Raw genomic sequence first — 16,023 nt, forward strand, 5'->3', positions numbered from 1 at the left:
CGGTCAGGGCGGTGGTGATCAGGGCCATGAGGACGAGCATCGTGAACACCTCGGCGCTGATGACATGCATGTCGTAGCCGATGTTCAGGACGATCAGCTCGGTGAGCCCGCGGCAGTTCATCAGGACGCCGATCGCGGCGGCCGAGCGGGTGTCCTGGCCGACCGCGCGGGCGGCCAGGGCGGCGCCGCCCCACTTGCCCGTGACCGCCAGCAGCAGGATGACGGCGGCCCACAGCCACTCCGACCCGTCGTGCAGCCCGCCCAGGTCGGTGCGCAGGCCGGTCTGCACGAAGAACAGCGGGAGCAGCAGCGGTACGGCGACCGAGCGCAGCTGGCCGGCCGCGCGCTCGACGGCGGGGGTGCCGCGCGGCATCACGGTCCCCAGCAGGAACGCCCCGAAGATGGTGTGCACGCCGATCCGGGCGGTGGCGAGGCCGGCCAGGCACACCGCGCTGAACAGCACGGCGATCACGACGGCCTCGTGCCGCATGCCGGTGCCCCGCCGCTCGCGGCTCCAGCGGGCGAGCAGCGGCCGCACCCCGAACACCAGCACGGCGGCGAACCCCGCGGTGAGGGCCACGGTGTTGACGGCGTCCATCGTGGAGGTGCCGACGGCGAGCGAGACCACCAGGGCCAGCAGGCACCAGGCCGTCACATCGCCGATGGCGGCGCAGGCCATGGCCAGGGTGCCCAACCGGGTGCCGTACAGGCCCCGTTCGGCGAGGATGCGGGCCAGCACGGGGAAGGCCGTGATGCTCATCGACACGGCGATGAACAGCACGAACGGCAGTCGGCCCACGTGTTCCGGGGCCTGGGAGCCGTACATGGCCAGGCCCAGCCCCGCGCCGAGGAGCAGCGGCAGGGCGATGGACGCCTGGCCGATGGCCATGGCGGTGCCGCGATGGCCGCGCAGCACGCCGAGGTCGAGTTCGAGGCCGATCAGGAACATGAAGACGAGCAGGCCGAGTTGGCCCAGCACATCGGTGAACGGCAGCACGGACGGGGGCAGCAGCCAGTGTTCCGCGGCCGGCCAGAGCCTGCCGAGGAGGGTGGGGCCGAGCATGATGCCGACGCACATCTCGCCCACCACCGCGGGCTGGCCGAGCCGTTGGAGCAGCGCGCCGCCCGCCCGGCAGGCCAGGATCACCACCGGTACGGCGATCAGCACCGCCGACAGCGGGTCAGCGGCCGACACGGCCCCCTCCTTCCCCCTGGCCGGCGGCCGCGTCGCCGGACAGCGCCGCCGTCACCGCGGACCAGGCCGCGTACTGGCGCAGCCCGTACAGCAGCGGCTCGGGAGCCTCGTCGACGACGGTGACACCGATCACCTCGCCGAGGACCGCGGTGTGGTCGCCGACCTCGATGGTGCGGCTGACCCGGCAGTCGGCGATGGTGTGGGCGGCGTCCGTCAGATGCGGGCCGCAGGCGTCCAGCGGCAGCCGCCACTCGGCTCGCCGGAACCGGTCGGGGGCGCCGGAGGCGAACAGTTCGGAGGTGGCGCGGCCGCGTTCGTGCAGCAGGTTCAGGGCGAACCGGCCGGATTCCCGGACGGCCCGGCTGGTGTGGCTCGCGGTGCGCAGGCAGGCCACGATGGTGGGCGGCGACAGGGCGACGCTCGCCAGCGAGGAGCAGGTCATGCCGTGCGGGTTGCCCTCCGCGTCGAGGGCCGCGACGACGCTGACCCCGCTCGGGAAGGACGACATCAGCGGGCGTATGTCGGGTTCGTCGGCGGTGTCGGCGCTCGTGCGCGCCGGGGCGGACAGCGGATTCTGCATGGGTCACTCCGTGGGGATGACGCCGGAAGGGGACGCGGCCCGTCGCCGGCGAGGCGAACGGGCCGCGGGTGGTGGTGCGGGGTTCAGGACCTGCCGTGGAGCTGGCGCAGGTAGTCGTAGGCGGTGGGCAGCGTGTCGAGGAGGTCCTGCTGCTGGCGCTTGACCCGCTCGAACAGCGGCTGCGCGCCGGTGACGGACTCCGGCTTGTACGACAGCGCCGGCAGCGGCGCGTCGGGGACCAGGCCGAGGCCGGCGAAGATGCAGTAGTAGCTGCCGTTGGTCCAGAAGTTGCGGAACTCGGCCTCGAAGTTGCCGTAGTAGGTGGACTCGTCGGTGACCGGCGAGTTGATCGGCAGACCGGCACGGTAGGCCTCGATCTTCTCCCGGATGTTCTCGGGCAGCGTCAGTTCCTTGTTGGCGCGCCAGAACGGGCTGTCGTTGCGCGGCGCGAAGTAGAAGTGCGCCTGGATGAAGTCGCGGGTGTCGTCGAACATCGTCTCGACCTCGCGGTTGAAACGGTTGATGAGCGTCTCGTTGAAGCTGCGGTCGGGGAAGTGCTTGGCGAGCTGGTAGATCGCCGCGGTGATGAAGTAGATGCCGGTCGACTCCAGCGGCTCCACGAAGCAGGAGGACAGGCCGATGCCGACCACGTTCTTCACCCAGGCGCGGCGGTTGCGGCCGACGCGGAAGCGGATGTGGTTGAACTCCTGGTTCTCCGGGTCCAGGCCCCACATGTCGCTGAACTCGCGGGTGGCCTCGTCCTTGCCGGTGAACTTGCTGGAGTAGACGTAGCCGGTGCCGAAGCGGCCCAGCATCGGGATCTTCCAGGACCAGCCGGACGACATGGCGATCGCCGAGGTGTACGGCTCGACGCCGTTGGCCTCGTCGTCGTGCGGGACGGCGGTGGCCACCGCGGAGTCGCACAGCAGGTGGTCGCTCATGTCGATGAACGGCTCGGCCATGGCCTTGTTGATCAGCAGGCCGCGGAAGCCGGAGCAGTCGACGAACAGGTCGGCGTCCAGGACCTTGCCAGAGGCGGTGTGCAGGGCGGTGACGAAGCCCCGCTCGTCCTGCTCCACCCGGGTCATCTCGTCCTGGACGTGCCGCACGCCCTGCTTCTCGGTGGCGAACCGGCACAGGAACTTGGCGACCAGGGCCGCGTCGAAGTGCCAGGCGTACCGGGTGGCGTGCCGGCCGTCGAGCCAGCGCGGGGACAGCTTGGCGTCCATCACCGGGGGCTCGCGAAAGCAGGCGTAGTCGAACGGCTCGTCCGTCAGGCCTTCGTACTTGTTCTTGTACCAGTAGTGCGAAAGGGGCGTCTGGTCGTAGTCGGGGAGCAGGCCGAACGGGTGGTAGAAGTGGTCCGGGCCGCCCTGCGGCAGCTGCCGGGCGGTGGCCTGGCCCGCGCCCTCCGTGCGCCAGTTCACGAAGCGCACGGCCGTCTTGAAGCTGGCGTTGCACTCGCGCATCCACTCGTCCTCGTTGATGCCGAGGAAGTCGAACAGGACGCGCTGGAGGTTCGGGACGGTGGCCTCGCCGACGCCGATGCGCGGGATGGTGGGGGCCTCCAGCACCGTGATCTCGACGGTGTTCTGCAAGGCCTTGCCGAGGTAGGCGGCGGTCATCCAACCCGCCGTACCTCCACCGAGGATGACGACCTTCTTGATACGCCTGTCTTCGCCGGTCATGGGCGGCTCTCTCCTCCGGAGGTAAGCGATGGCGGACGGATCGGCCGCGACGTCCGGCGGCCGGTTTCAGGCCAGCGGGGCAACCGATGCCAGACAGAGTCGCCAGCGCTGCTATGCCGCTTCTATGTGCCGTCCGACGCGGGACGTATGGAGCGGATATAGCGCTCCCGGTCAGCCTGTGGGTGCCGAGGGCCTGCTCGACGGGGATCGGGCCGGCCCCACCGTCGCGCGTCCTTGCGGTGACCAGCCGACGGACCGCCCACACCCGCAACCGAGGATGGCTTGCACACGATGCCGTACGACGAAGGGAAAGCGGCCGCAGGGCGCCCGTCCCCCGCACCGGGGCTGAAGGGCATCCTCTCGACGGTGGGCGGCACTCCGCTCATCGAACTGGAGCGCCTGGTACCCGGCTTCACCTCCCGGGTCTACGCGAAGGCCGAACGGTTCAATCCCGGCGGCAGCGTCAAGGACCGGTCGGCGCTCAGCATGGTGCTCGGCCGGATCCGGTCGGGCGAGCTGGTGCCGGGCAGGTCGACCGTGGTGGAGTCGAGCTCGGGCAATCTGGCGATCGGACTCGCCCAGATCTGCGGGTACTTCGGGCTGCGTCTCATCTGTGTCGTGGACGCCCGGACGACCGAGCAGAACATCCGGATCCTGCGCGCGTACGGTGCCGAGGTCGAGGTCGTCACCCAGCCGGACCCCGAGACCGGGGAGCTGCTGCCCCAGCGGCTGCGCCGGGTCGCCGAGCTGCTCGCGCGCATCCCGCACGCCTACTGCCCCGACCAGTACGCCAATCCGCTCAACTCCCTGGCCCACCAGTCGACGATGCGGGAGATCGCCGAGGAGCTGGGGGGCCGGATCGACCATCTGGTGCTGGCGGTCGGCACCACCGGCACCCTGAGCGGCTGCGCCGAGTACATCCGCACCGCCGGGCTGCGCACCACCGTGCACGCGGTGGACGCGGTGGGCAGCCGGCTGTTCGACTCGCCGGTGTCCTGTGCCCGGCTGGTCCCGGGGCACGGCGCCTCGGTGGTGCCGCCGCTGCTCGATCGGGCGGACGCCGACGACGTCGTGCACGTCACGGACCTGGAGTGCGTGGTGGGCTGCCGGCGGCTGGTGCGGCGCGAGGCGATCCTCGCCGGCGGGTCCTCGGGTGCCGTTGTCTCCGCCCTGGAACGGCTGGCCCCCACCGTGCGGCCCGGCTCGAACGTCGTCCTCATCCTGCCGGACGGCGGCGACCGCTATCTCGACACCATCTACGACGACACCTGGGTGCGCGGCCGGTTCGGCGAGGTCTTCCACCTCTGGAAGGAGCCGGAACGCGGAGCGGGCGGTGGCCCCCTGGCGGGCCCGCGCGGCGCGTCGCGCACCACCGGCCCTGTGACACGGAAGGAGACCGTGCTGTGCTGATCATCGGCCACCGCGAGGTGCGCGACATTCTCAAGGGGAAGGAGCCGGAGGTCCTCTCGCTGGTCGCGGACGCCTACCGGCTGCACGACGAGGGCCGCTCCGCGCTGCCGCACTCGGTCTTCCTGCGCTTCCCCGGCGACGACCGCAACCGCATCATCGGCCTGCCCGCCCACCTCGGCGGCGAGCGGTCGGTCGCCGGCATGAAGTGGATCGCCAGCTTCCCGGGCAACGTGGCGCGAGGGCAGGAGCGGGCCAGCGCCGCCATCGTGCTGAACTCGATGCACGACGGCACACCGCAGGCGTTCCTGGAGGCCTCGCTGATCTCCGCCAAGCGCACCGCGGCGTCCGCGGCCCTGGCGGCCGGGCTGCTCACCACCGAGGCGGAGCCGGGCGGCATGTCGCTGATCGGGGCCGGGCCGATCAACCTGGAGGTGCTGCGGTTCACCAAGGCGCGGCTGCCCTCCCTGTTCGAGGTGACGCTGTTCGACCTGGACGCGGAGCGGGCCAAGGCGTTCGCCGCCAAGGCGCGCCGGGTCGTGCCGGGTCTCGGGGTGCGGTTCGCGGCCACCTGCGAGGAGGCCGTCGCGGCCCATCGTCTGGTCTGCTTCGCGACCACCGCGGGCACCCCTCACACGGACCTCGCGGCCGCCGCGCCCGGTACGACGGTGCTGCACGTGTCGCTGCGCGACCTGACCGCGGCGGCGGTGCTGGGCGCGCAGAACGTCGTCGACGACACGGACCACGTGTGCCGTGAGCGGACCTCGCTGCACCTGGCCGAACAGGAGTCCGGCGGACGGGAGTTCGTCGACGCGGAGATCGGCGCGCTGCTGCGGGACCCGGGCGCCTTCCGGCGTGATCCGCGACGGGTCACGGTGTTCTCGCCGTTCGGTCTCGGAATCCTGGACATGGCGCTCGCCGAGTGGGTGACGCGGCAGGCCGAGGAGTTCGGAATCGGGACACGCGTGGACGGCTTTCTGCCAATGAGCGCGGCGCAAGCACCCGCCTGAACCGGTGCGGCGTTCTTATCTGTTGGGCGCCGCCGACCTGCCGGCGGGCGCCGTGACCACTCCTCCCCCACTGGAGAGCCTCCTCGATGAAGATCCGTTTCCGTGCGTTCCTGGTGTCGGGCGCCCTGCTGCTGGCCGCGGCCCCCGTGCTGAGCGCGTGCGACCAGTACGACGACTCCGACTCCCGCTCCTTCGACGTCAAGGACAAGGTGACCGGTGTGACCGTCGACTCGGCGGGCGGTGACATCGACGTGGTCGCCGGCGACGGCGACGGCGTCCAGGTGACCGAGAACCTCAAGTACAAGAGCGGCAAGCGGCCGAGCACGGAGCACTTCGTGCGGGACGGCAACCTGCACCTCAAGGTCGCCACCAGCTGCGGCAGCAGCCTGGGCTCGGCCAACTGCACGGTGAACTACCGGGTCGAGGTGCCGCGCGGGGTGGCCGTCTCCCTGCACAGCGGCGGCGGCACGGTGAACCTCGACGGCGTCTCCGGGGGCGTCGACGCCTCCAGCGGGGGCGGGGAGGTCAAGGCGGAGAACCTGGCGGCCGGCCGTCTGACGGCGAGTTCGGGCGGCGGGGCCATCAACGCGTCCTGGTCGAAGGCCCCGGACGACGTGGACGTCAACGCCAAGGGCGGCAACGTCACCCTCCATGTGCCGGACAGCGGCTACCAGGTGTCCGCCTCGACCACGCTGGGGTCGAAAAAGGTGGAGGTGAAAACGGATTCGAGCAGCGAACGGCACATCAAGGCGCGTACGTTCGCCGGAGACGTGAAGGTACTCGTCGCCGGCTGACCGCCGCCGCGCGCTCGCACCAACTGGAGAGCCCCCTTTCATGCTGAACATTGCCTGGTACACGCTGCGGAGCCGGCTGTCCGCCTTCACCGGGACCTTCATCGCGCTGATGCTCGGCGCCGCCCTGCTGTCCACCATGGGGCTCGTCCTCGCGGCGAGCGTCACCTCGCACGAGCACGGCCCGGGCCGGTTCGCGAACGCCCCGGTGATCGTCCGCGGTGAACCGGACCTGAGCATGTCCGATCCGTGGGGCGGTATCGAGAGCGAGCCCCTGAAGGAGCCGAAGGGCCTCGCGCCGGCGCTGGTCCGCGATGTCTCCGCGGTCGGCAAAGCCGTCCCCGACCGCACCTTCTACGCCCAGCTCGGGGCCTCGGGCACGGCCCGCTCCGGCCCGTCCGACCAGGTCGGGCACCCCTGGTCGGCCGCCGCGTTCGGCGGATACCGGCTGCTGCGGGGCCAGGCGCCGGCCGGGGCCGGCGAGGTGGCCGTGCCCGCGACGTCGGGGGCCGCGCCCGGCGAGCGGGTGACCGTGCTGACGGCGTCCGGGCCGCGCCCCTTCACCGTCTCCGGGGTCACGGACGACGTCTCCTTCGAGTCGGCCCTGTTCTTCTCCGACGCGGAGGCCGCCGCCCTCTCGCCGCGCGTGGACGCGCTGGTCTCGTACGGGGACGTGGACAAGGTGCGCACCGCGGTGGAGGACCGGGCGCAGGTGCTGGCCGGCGCGGACCGCGCCCAGGCCGACCCGCGGGCCCACGCCGACGAGGTGGCCCTTGTCGGCGTGTCCACCATGCTCGGCATGGCGACCGGGGTGGCCGCCTTCGTCGCCGCGTTCGTCGTCGGCACCACCTTCGCCTTCTCGGTGGCGCAGCGCCGCCGGGAGCTGGCGGTGCTGCGGGCCACCGGGGCGACCCCTACCCAGGTCGGCCGGCTGGTGCTGGCCGAGGCGGCGCTGGTCGGCGCGGTGGCCTCGGCCGCGGGCTGCCTGCTCGGGCTGGCCGGCGGGCCGGCGCTGGCCGACCGGATGAGCGCCTGGGGGCTGGCGCCGGAGTGGTTCCGGGTGCGGCTGGGCTGGAGCACGCTGCTGGTCCTGGTGCTGGCCTTCCTGATCGGTGTGCTGCTCGCGGTGCTGGGCTCCGGGGTCGCGGTGGTGCGGGCGGGCCGCATCCGGCCGCTGGAGGCGCTGCGGGAGTCGGTGGTCGACCGGCGTGCCATGAACGCCCTGCGCTGGCTGGCCGGGCTCGCCGCGCTGGCGGCGGGCGGGGTGCTGCTGCTGGCCACGCCGCTGCTGCCGCCCGCCTACTGGGGCGACATCACGCCGATGGCGGCCCCGGCCCTGATCGTGGCGGGCGCGCTGCTGTGCCCGGTGGTCATCCCCTTCGTGGTGCGGGTGGTGACGGCGCCGTTCACCGGGCTGCGGGGCGCGGGCCCGATGCTGGTGCAGGCCAACACGGTGTCGGCGCTGCGTCGTACCGCGGCCACGGTGGCGCCGGTGCTGATCACGGTGGGGCTGTTCTCCGCGCTGTGGAGCACCTCGGGCACGCTGTCCGGGGTGGCCCGCAGCGAGGCGTACGAGCGGGTGCGCGCCAACGACTTCGTGGTGGCGCCCGACCACACGCCGGGCCTGAGCCGGGCCGTGGTGGACAAGGTGCGCGCGGTGCCGGGCATCGAGTCGGCCACCACGGTGCCGACCGGTGTGTACACGATCCCCGGCCCCAATCTGCTGGTGTTCCCGGCCGGCGCTCCCCTGCTGCCGTACGACGCGCTCACCGTCGATCCGAAGGCGCTCGGCAGCCTGCTGACACTGCCGGTGGTGCACGGCGACGCGCGCGGTCTCGACGACCGGTCGATCATCGTGGACGAGACCTGGAACCGGCACGTCGGCGACACGGTGACGGTGTGGCTGGCGGACGGCACGAAGAAACGGCTGAAGGTGGTCGCCGTCACCAAGGCGAGCGCCGGCGGCAGCGCCGCGGTGCTGACCCCGAAGTACGCGGGCCGGGCGCTGCCGGACGCGGTGTACGTCAAGCTCGCGAAGGGCGCCGACCGGGCCGCCGTGCAGCGGGAGTTGGCCACGGCCGTGCAGGGTATGTCGGCGCGGGCGGTGCCGATCGCGGGGTACCGGGCCGCGGTGGACGACACCGTCAACCAGCAGACCCGGATGGCCCTGCTGATCGTCGGCGGCATCGCGATGCTCTACACCGGGGTGGCCGTCGCCAACACCCTGACGATGTCGACCGGGCAGCGGGCCCGGGAGCTGGCGGTGCTGCGCCTGGGCGGTGCCACGCCCGGGCAGCTGCTGCGCATGGTCGCCGGTGAGAGCGTGCTGGTGGCCGGTACCGGTGTGCTGATGGCGGCCGTGGTGGTCGCGCTGAACGCGGCGGGGTTGTGGGCCGGGCTCCAGCAGCTCGTGGTGAGCACGCGGGTGACGCTGCCGGGGCTGCCGTTCACGGTGACCGCGGGTGCCTGCCTGGTGGTCGCGCTGCTGGCCACGGTGCTGCCCGCGTGGGTGGCGCTGCGTACCCCCGCGGTGCGACTGACCACGACGGAGTGAGCGGGCCGCCCGGCGACCCCGGGCGGCCGTCACGCCGACGGCGGTTCCGCGACCGGACAGGAACCGCCGTCGTGCCATGTGTAGGTGCGTGTAGCAGGCACCTGCCGTACGGGACAGTCACTTGTCGGCCAACTCCCTGTAGCCAAAGGGTGATTGAGGGCCATTTATAGGGCGCGAATAGCTCGTCGTCGCAGGATCTCCATGAGCTCGCCGAGAGCTCTCCACCGAGAAGACCGGGAGATCGACATGAGCGCGACCAGAGCGGGCAAGGAACTCAGCGCGGAGACCAGAGCGGCGATCAAGAAGATCGTCTGCGACGTCCTCGAAGTGGACCCGGCCGACGTCACCGACACCACCCTCTTCGTGGAGGACCTCGACGCGGACTCGCTCCGCACCATCGAGATCCTGGCCGAGATGGAGCGGACCCTCGGCTTCGACCTGTCGACAGCACCCATCGAAGGCATGACCAACCTGGACGGCGTGTACGCCGTCGTCGCGGAGTCCGAAGCGAAGTGACCGCCGGCCGTGGGGCGGGTGACCAGCGGGTCGTGGTCACCGGAATGGGCGTCGTCTCCGGTCTCGGCACCGGGACCGCCGAATTCGCCCGGTCGCTGCGCGCGGGGCGCAGCGGGATCGGCCCTCTCGAGGAGTTCGGACGCGCCGGCTTCGCGCACTGGAACGTGGGCGAGGTCGGCCGCTTCGAGGCCGCGGACTGGTTCCGCACCGAGGACCCCCGGGAGTACGGACGGGCCGCCCAGTTCGCGGTGGCGGCCACCAGGCTGGCTGTTCAGGAAGCCGGCCTCGACGAGGAGGAACTGCGGCACCGGCGGGTGCTCGTCTCGGTCGGCACGACCGACGGCGGCACCAGGGAGGTGGACCAGCTCGCCGAGTTGCGGCACCGGACCGGCGAGGTGCGCCCGGACCCGGACATCGCGCGGCGCACGCCGGCCGAGCGGCTCTCCGACGCCGTCGTCAACGAACTGCGGCTGGAGGACGTCGAGTCGGTCACCGTGCCCACCGCCTGCGCGGCGGGCAACTACGCGGTCGGCCAGGGGCTGGACGCGTTGCGCGACGGCGAGGCGGACGTGGCGCTGTGCGGGGGCACGGACGCGCTGTCCCGCAAGACGTTCGCGGGCTTCTACCGGCTCGGCGCGATGTCCCCGGACGTGTGCCGGCCCTTCGACGCCGACCGCAAGGGGATGATCGTGGCGGAGGGCGCCGGGATGCTCGTGCTGGAGCCGCTGGGGGCGGCACTGGCGCGCGGCGCCCGGATCCTGGCCGAGGTGCTGGGTTACGGGCTGAGCTGCGACGCCCACCACCCGACCGCACCGGACCGCGACGGGGTGGTCCGCGCGGTGCGTGCCGCGCACCGGGACGCGGGGGTGAGCGGCGCCGAGGTCGACTACGTCTCCGCGCACGGCACCGGGACCAAGGCCAACGACATCGTCGAGACGGCCGCGCTGCGTGAGGTGTTCGGCGCGGACCTGCCTCCCGTGAGCGCCCTGAAGTCGATGCTCGGGCACACCCTGGGCGCGGCCAGCGCCCTCGGCACCATCGCCTGCGTACTGGCGATCACGGAGGGCTTCCTGCCGCCGACGATCAACCACCGGACCCGGGACCCGGAGTGCGACGTGGACTGCGTGCCCAACGTGGCCGTGGCCGCACGGCCGCAGGTCACCCAGAACAACGGGATGGCCTTCGGCGGCAACAACGCCGTACTGGTCCTCGGGCGTTACGACGGCCCGGGGGCGGCCGGAGCGGGGGAAGGCTCATGACGACCACCACGGCCGCACGGCCGGTGATCACCGACTGGTCGGCGCTGTCCCCCTGGGGGGAGGGCGCCGACGCCTTCCGGGCCGGGCTGGCCTCCGGCGAGGAGGCGATCGCCACGGTGGACAGCGAGTTCGCGCCCGGCACGCCCGTGCGGGCGGGCATCGTGCCCGGGTTCTCGATGGAGTACCCGGGCACCCGGGGGCTGCGCTCGCTGGACCGGCTCACCCGTCTCACCCTGCGGCTGAGCGAACTGCTGCTGACCGGGCAGGAGGGCGGACTCGGCTGCGGTCCGGAGGACACCGGCATGGTGTTCGCCACCTCCGGCAGCCACCGGACCGGGCTGGAGTTCACCGGCCGGTCCTACCGGGAACGGCTGCCCTTCCACGTGGACGTGGCCCGTTTCCCCTCGACCGCCGTCAACTGCGCGGCCAGCCGCAGCGCCATCGTGCACGGCCTCAAGGGGCCCAACACCACGCTGACCGCGGGTCCGGCCGGGGGACTGCTCGTCCTCGGCCAGGCGGTCAGGCTGCTGCGCCAGGGCCGCGCGCAGGTGCTGCTGGCCGGGGCGGCCGAGGAGTACACCGAGGACCGGGTACTGCTGGAGGACGCGCTGCACCGGGGCGAGGGTGCGGCCCCGCCGGTCGCGGAGGGCGGCGCGCTGTTCGTCGTCGAGCTGGCCGGCGGCGCCGCGGCGCGCGGCCGTACCCCGCTCGCCACCCTGCTCGGCACCCGGTTCCGGGCCTATCACGCCCGCTCGGGCGGGGAGGCCGGCAAGGCGCTGCACCGCTGTGTGACCGATCTGCTGGACGACGCCCGCACCGGCGCCGACGAGATCACCCTCGTCGTCCGCTCCGACCCGGACGGGCCGCTCGGCGAACAGGAGGACAGCGCGCTCGACGGGCTGTTCGGCGGGCCGGACGCCGTACGGCAGCTGGCCCCGGGCCACCGGCTGGGCCACGCGGGCTCCGCAGCGTCCGCGTTCCAGGTCGCGGCGGCGCTCGCCGCGAACGGCCCGCGGCCCCTGCGGGCCCCGGCACTGATCACCTTCGTGGCCGACGGCCGGGTCGGCGCCGCGCTGCTGGGCGCACCGCCCGGCTGACCCCCCAACGACACACGGGAACGAGGAAGAAACGACATGAGCGAGACCGGTAACCGGCCGGTGGCGCTGATCAGCGGCGGCTCGCGCGGCATCGGCCGCGCGGTGGTCGCGCGGCTCGCCCGCGACGGCCACGACATCGCCTTCTGCTACGCGTCCGACCACGAGGCCGCCGAGGCCACGGCCAAGGAGGCCCGGCAGCACGGGGCGAAGGTGCTGACCCGCCGCGTCGACGTCACCGACCGGGCGGGCGTCACCGGGTTCGTCCAGGACGTCGAGGGGGCCCTCGGTCCCGTCGACGCCCTGGTGACGGCGGCGGGGATCATCCGCGACGCGCCCCTGGCGCGGATGCCCGACGCGTCCTGGGACGAGGTGCTGCGCACCAACCTGGACGGCACCTTCAATCTGTGCCGGGCCGTCACCTACTCCATGATGCGCCGCCGCACGGGCGCCGTGGTCACGCTGTCCTCGGTGGCCGGCGTCCACGGCAACGCCTCCCAGACCAACTACTCCGCCTCCAAGGCGGGCATCATCGGTTTCACCAAGGCGCTCGCAAAGGAGACGGGGCGCAGCGGGCTGCGCGCCAACGTGGTGGCTCCGGGGCTCATCGAGACGGACATGACCGCCGGGCTGTCGGAGAAGGTCACCAAGGACTTGCTGGGCTCGATCCCGCTGCGCCGCTTCGGGCGGCCCGAGGAGGTGGCCGAACTGGTCGCGTTCCTGGTCTCGGAGCGGGCCGGCTACATCACCGGTCAGGTCTTCCAGGTGGACGGGGGCCTGTCGTGGTGAGCGAGCCCAGGCCGCTCAGCGCGGCCCAGCAGTCGCTGTGGACGGCGTACCGCATGGCCCCGGCCGGGCACGCCTACACCATGCTGCTGTCCCTGCGGATCCGCGGCCCGCTGGACACCGCCGCTCTGGCGGGCGCGCTCGACCTGGTCTGCCGCCGGCACGAGATGCTGCGCTCCTGCTTCGCCGAGGTGGCCGGCGAACCCGTACGGCTGCCCCGCGCGGAGCCGCCCGCCGCGCTGGAGATCATCGAGGTGCCCGGCACGAGCGACGAGGCGCTCCTCGGGCTGCTGCGCGAGGCGGCCCGGCTGCCGTTCGCCCTGGAGCGCACCGGGCCGCTGCGGGCGCTGCTGTACCGGCGCGCGGCGGACGACTTCGCGCTGTCGCTGGCCGTGCACCACATCGCCGGGGACTTCTCCTCGTACGCGCTGCTGCTGGAGGAGGTCTTCGCCGTCTACCGCTGCCTGGTGGCCGGCGAGGAGCCGGTGCTGCCGGACATCGCCCGCGGCTACGACGAGTACGTCGCGGAGGAGGCCGCGCACCCGGGCACCCCCGCCGGGCGGCGCGACCACGCCTACTGGACGGAGCTGCTGGCCGGGGCCGTCACCACGGAGCTGCCCACCGACCGGCCCCGGCCGCCGGTGCCCAGCCACACGGGCGGCACCGTGCGCCTGGACCTGGCGGTGCTGTCGCAGGACCTCCAGCAGGCCGCCAAGTCGGTGGGCACGCGGCCCTATCCGCTGCTGCTGGCCGCCTACCAGGCGCTGATCGCCCGCTGGACGGGTGAGCAGGACATCATGGTGGGCACCCCGGCGAGCACCCGCGCCCGCCCCGACCGCGCGGTCTTCGGCTGCTATCTGAACAGCATCCCCGTCCGGGTCCGGGTCGGTGCCGGCACCACCTTCGCGGCGCTGGCCAAGGAGAGCGGCAGGCAGCTGCTGGAGGGCATGCGGCACGTCCGGCTGCCGGCCACCGCGGTGCTGCCGGGCCGGCGCGGGCCGCTGGTGCGGCTGGGCGCGCTGCTGTTGCAGATGAGCAGCCTCGACGCGAGCTTCCCGCCGCCGGCGCCGGGCGAACCGGAGGGCGTCGCGGCCGAGTTCGCGGGCCTGCGGGTCAGCCGCATCGACGAGCCCAGCCAGGAGGGGCAGCTCGATCTGATGCTCACCCTGCACCAGGGCGTGCACGGTCTGGTCGGGGTGCTCACCTACGACTCCGACCTGTTCGACCACGAGAGCGTCGAGCGGTTCGCCCGGTGCTACGAGCGTTTCCTGCGGGCGGCGGCGGACGACCCGGAACGGCGGGTCGCCGACGTTGCGCTGACCGACGAGGACGACCTGGCGGCGCTGCTCGCGCTCGGCGGCGCCTGACCGGACCCGCGGCCCGCACCGGGCCGCTGAAAGAAGGGTGAAACCGCACCGATATCCCCGGCTTCTACGGTCTTCGTCGGGTGCGGAGAACGCCCTGCGCACCCGATTCGGACCGAGGAGCCGAGGTGGATTTCAGCCTTTTCTATTTCGCCAACGACAGTGACGACACGAGTGGCGCCGATCGCTACGAACTTTTCCTGGAAGGCGCCCGGTTCGCGGACCGCAATGGTTTCACCGCCGTCTGGACCCCCGAGCGGCACTTCCACCGTTTCGGCGGCCTCTACCCCAACCCGGCGGTCACCGGCGCGGCGCTCGCCGTGGCCACGGAGCGCATCCAAATCCGGGCCGGCAGCGTGGTGGCGCCCTTGCACCACCCGCTGCGGATCGCCGAGGACTGGTCGGTCGTCGACAACCTCTCCGGCGGCCGGGTCGGCATCTCCTTCGCGTCCGGCTGGCACCCGGCCGACTTCGTGATGCGGCCCGAAGCGCACAGCACGCGCCGCGAGGTGATGGACGAGACGATCGACACGGTGCGCCGGCTGTGGCGCGGGGAGTCGGTGACCCTGCCCGACGGCAAGAACGAACCCGCCGAGGTGCGCATCTTCCCGCCGGCCGTCCAGCCCGAGCTGCCGTTCTGGATCACCAGCGCCGGCAGCGCCGACACCTTCCGCAAGGCCGGTGCGCAGGGCGGCGGCGTCCTCACGCACCTGCTCAGCCAGGACATCGACGAACTGCGCACGAAGATCGCCGCCTACCGGGAGTCGTACCGCGCACACCACGCGGAGGGCTCCGGGCATGTGGTGCTGATGCTGCACACGTTCCTCGGCTCCTCCACCGAGGAGGTGCGCGAGCTGGTCCGGGGGCCGCTGTCGGGTTATCTCAAGACCTCGTTCGGGCTGATCTCCGGCTCCATCGGCAGCCGCCCCGGCACCTTCGACTCCGCCGACATCAAGGAATCCGACGTCGCCTATCTCGTGGAGCGCGGGTTCAACCGGTTCTTCGAGCGGCAGGGCATGTTCGGCACCGTGGAACAGGGCGAGCGGGTGGTGGACCTTCTCCAGGAGGTCGGCGTCGACGAGATCGGCTGCCTGGTCGACTTCGGTGTCAGCACGGAGCAGACCCTGAAAAGCCTGGAATTCCTCGCCGAGTTGAAAAACCGCCGCGGCTGAGGCGCATCGGCCACCGCGGCCGGGCACATCGATCCGGCGTACAGGCCGTATGGGCGCGATATAGCCGCCCCCCGAACAGTTGTACCGGGCGTGGGCCGCGCAGCCGGCCGGCGCATCATCATCCGACAGGGAGTCAGCCACCATGAGTGAGAGCCACAACGACGAGCGCGCCTACCGCGTGGTCCGCAACGACGAGGAGCAGTACTCCATCTGGTGGGCCGACCGTGACCTTCCCGCCGGCTGGCACGCGGAGGGCACCGAGGGCCCCAAGGAGGCGTGCCTCCAGCGGATCGAGGAGGTGTGGACCGACATGCGTCCGCTCAGCCTCCGCCTGCGCATGGAGCAGAGCCAGGACGCGGGCGCCCCGCTCGCGTCCTGACCCCGAGCGCGCCGGCCCGGTTCCACCCGACGGGCCGGCGCTCCCTTTTGTCCCCCGGTTTCCCTTCGTTTTGTCCTCCGGTCCCCTCCGTTCCGGTCCCGCCGTTCGCTTCCGCGTCTTCGCCGCATGTCAGACGTACGCCGCTCGGGGACGCACGCCCGCCTCCGTGCCCCCGAACCCGCCGTGCCCCACCGTCCGGCCGCAGCTGTCCAGCAGAGGAATCCCAAG

Annotated in this window: 14 protein-coding genes; 11 read left to right on the forward strand and 3 right to left on the reverse strand. The window is 72.5% G+C overall.

Translation table 11 applies throughout. The features are described from left to right. The 3 genes from FRZ03_RS01925 to FRZ03_RS01935 all read right to left on the reverse strand — a co-directional run. Window positions 1–1,195 (reverse strand): cation:proton antiporter domain-containing protein (locus tag FRZ03_RS01925; protein WP_146463360.1); only part of this gene is annotated, 1,195 nt, incomplete at its 3' end. Continuing rightward, window positions 1,182–1,775, reverse strand: a complete 594-nt coding sequence (locus FRZ03_RS01930) for a flavin reductase family protein (protein ID WP_146463361.1) — start codon at window positions 1,773–1,775, stop codon at window positions 1,182–1,184. The genes FRZ03_RS01930 and FRZ03_RS01925, both read right to left, overlap by 14 nt. A gap of 83 nt (window positions 1,776–1,858) precedes the next feature. Further along, window positions 1,859–3,463 carry a tryptophan halogenase family protein gene (locus FRZ03_RS01935; RefSeq protein WP_146463362.1) on the reverse strand — a complete coding sequence of 535 codons (1,605 nt, stop codon included), beginning with the start codon at window positions 3,461–3,463 and terminating at the stop codon, window positions 1,859–1,861. 291 nt (window positions 3,464–3,754) lie between these two features. On the opposite strand from FRZ03_RS01935, the gene sbnA reads away from it, so the two are divergent. The 11 genes from sbnA (at window position 3,755) to FRZ03_RS01990 (ending at window position 15,795) form a co-directional block, all read left to right on the forward strand. Next, entirely contained in the window at window positions 3,755–4,873 is a 1,119-nt protein-coding gene (gene sbnA / locus FRZ03_RS01940) for a 2,3-diaminopropionate biosynthesis protein SbnA (RefSeq protein WP_146463363.1), read from the forward strand. Next, complete coding sequence (gene sbnB, locus FRZ03_RS01945) at window positions 4,867–5,880, forward strand: 2,3-diaminopropionate biosynthesis protein SbnB (protein ID WP_146463364.1); 1,014 nt, start codon at window positions 4,867–4,869, stop codon at window positions 5,878–5,880. The genes sbnA and sbnB overlap by 7 nt, the downstream gene beginning before the upstream one ends. Before the next feature lie 86 nt (window positions 5,881–5,966). Then, entirely contained in the window at window positions 5,967–6,674 is a 708-nt protein-coding gene (locus FRZ03_RS01950) for a DUF4097 family beta strand repeat-containing protein (protein WP_146463365.1), read from the forward strand. Window positions 6,675–6,714: 40 nt separating this feature from the next. Then, on the forward strand, window positions 6,715–9,225 hold the full coding sequence (locus FRZ03_RS01955; RefSeq protein WP_146463366.1) for an FtsX-like permease family protein: 2,511 nt from the start codon (window positions 6,715–6,717) through the stop codon (window positions 9,223–9,225). Between the two features lie 246 nt (window positions 9,226–9,471). After that, entirely contained in the window at window positions 9,472–9,741 is a 270-nt protein-coding gene (locus FRZ03_RS01960; RefSeq protein WP_146463367.1) for an acyl carrier protein, read from the forward strand. Then, a complete protein-coding gene (locus FRZ03_RS01965; RefSeq protein ID WP_261398464.1) occupies window positions 9,738–11,000 on the forward strand; it encodes a beta-ketoacyl-[acyl-carrier-protein] synthase family protein in 1,263 nt (420 codons plus the stop codon). The genes FRZ03_RS01960 and FRZ03_RS01965 overlap by 4 nt, the downstream gene beginning before the upstream one ends. Then, window positions 10,997–12,097, forward strand: coding sequence for a beta-ketoacyl synthase N-terminal-like domain-containing protein (locus tag FRZ03_RS01970; protein WP_146463368.1), 1,101 nt, complete (start codon window positions 10,997–10,999; stop codon window positions 12,095–12,097). Before FRZ03_RS01965 ends, FRZ03_RS01970 begins: the two co-directional genes overlap by 4 nt. A gap of 36 nt (window positions 12,098–12,133) precedes the next feature. After that, the gene (gene fabG / locus FRZ03_RS01975; RefSeq protein ID WP_146463369.1) at window positions 12,134–12,883 is read left to right on the forward strand and encodes a 3-oxoacyl-[acyl-carrier-protein] reductase; all 750 of its coding nucleotides are present in this window, start codon (window positions 12,134–12,136) and stop codon (window positions 12,881–12,883) included. After that, entirely contained in the window at window positions 12,880–14,247 is a 1,368-nt protein-coding gene (locus FRZ03_RS01980; protein ID WP_146463370.1) for a condensation domain-containing protein, read from the forward strand. Before fabG ends, FRZ03_RS01980 begins: the two co-directional genes overlap by 4 nt. A gap of 125 nt (window positions 14,248–14,372) precedes the next feature. Further along, window positions 14,373–15,416, forward strand: coding sequence for an LLM class flavin-dependent oxidoreductase (locus tag FRZ03_RS01985; RefSeq protein ID WP_146463371.1), 1,044 nt, complete (start codon window positions 14,373–14,375; stop codon window positions 15,414–15,416). Between the two features lie 142 nt (window positions 15,417–15,558). Then, a complete protein-coding gene (locus FRZ03_RS01990; RefSeq protein ID WP_146463372.1) occupies window positions 15,559–15,795 on the forward strand; it encodes an MbtH family protein in 237 nt (78 codons plus the stop codon). Window positions 15,796–16,023 lie beyond the last annotated feature (228 nt).

The sequence above is a fragment of the Streptomyces misionensis genome (assembly GCF_007896895.1).
In the GTDB taxonomy this organism is placed as follows: Bacteria; Actinomycetota; Actinomycetes; order Streptomycetales; family Streptomycetaceae; genus Streptomyces; species Streptomyces misionensis_A.